Consider the following 904-nt stretch of genomic DNA (forward strand, 5'->3'; position numbering starts at 1 on the left):
TAACCTGCTTAAAGCGCATATGGTCTGGGCCATATACAAAGGTGCTGGTAATACCATTTTTAGTAAGTGAGGTTGGTTTGTCCATGGCATTGTAAATGGCACTGGTTAGGCCATCGCCTTTAGTCATATTACCGCGCGCATCGTAACTAAAGCCCGCCCACGTACCATTGGTTTTTTGTACCTTTTTAACTGCGTTGGCACCGCCACCCGCGTGTCCGCTCAGGTGGTCGCTGTAGTTATACTCGCTCGCATAGTCAGACTTACTGGTTAAGTTACCTACTGCATCATAGTCATAACTAATGGTGGTAATAGTATCTATTTTATTGCTGGTTAAACGGTGTAAGCCATCATATACATAGCTTTCGCTAAAGCTGTGTTGGTTATCAAAGCTGCCCGTAGTTACCGTCAAATCAATAAATGATCTGCTTTAATCAAACAGGACACTTTAATAATGGAATATAATCCAATAATTAAGGTGTTAAATGACAAAACGAACAAACAGAAGTTACACAGCAGAATTTAAACAAGAAGCTGTGGCATTAGTAACCGAGCAAGGTTACAGCGTACCCAAGGCAGCAGCGTCTTTAGGTATCACTGATAAATTACTTTATAACTGGAAAGCCAAGGTTGAAGCTGAGCAATCTGGAGCCAGTTTAAATGCTGATGAGCGAGCTGAGCTTTTAAGGTTACGCAAGGAAAATAAAGAACTTAGGATGGAAAAAGAAATCTTAAAAAAGGCCAGCGCCCTCCTGCTAAAGGAAACCAAGTAACGTTTAAAACGATTAAGCAGTTATCTTCGGTGTTTCCTGTAGTTAAGCTCTGCAAAGTGATGAAAGTAAGCCGCAGTGCTTATTATGCTTGGCTTAAACGGCCAGCAAAGGTTATTACTGTAGAGCAGCTTAAT

2 protein-coding genes are annotated in these 904 nt (G+C 41.3%); one reads left to right on the forward strand and one right to left on the reverse strand.

The genetic code is table 11. The features are described from left to right. On the reverse strand, window positions 1–409 hold a 409-nt coding region (locus OCI93_RS20915), incomplete at its 3' end, for a hypothetical protein (protein WP_261627258.1). Window positions 410–482: 73 nt separating this feature from the next. Here OCI93_RS20915 and OCI93_RS20920 point away from each other — a divergent pair. Beyond that, window positions 483–770 carry a transposase gene (locus OCI93_RS20920; protein ID WP_008113553.1) on the forward strand — a complete coding sequence of 96 codons (288 nt, stop codon included), beginning with the start codon at window positions 483–485 and terminating at the stop codon, window positions 768–770. Window positions 771–904 lie beyond the last annotated feature (134 nt).

The sequence above is a fragment of the Pseudoalteromonas holothuriae genome (assembly GCF_945859825.1).
GTDB classification, from domain to species: Bacteria; Pseudomonadota; Gammaproteobacteria; order Enterobacterales; family Alteromonadaceae; genus Pseudoalteromonas; species Pseudoalteromonas holothuriae.

Coding starts and splice junctions, on each gene's coding strand:
- OCI93_RS20920 (WP_008113553.1), top strand. CDS start 483: ATGACAAAACGAACAAACAGAAGTTACACAGCAGAATTTAAACAAGAA.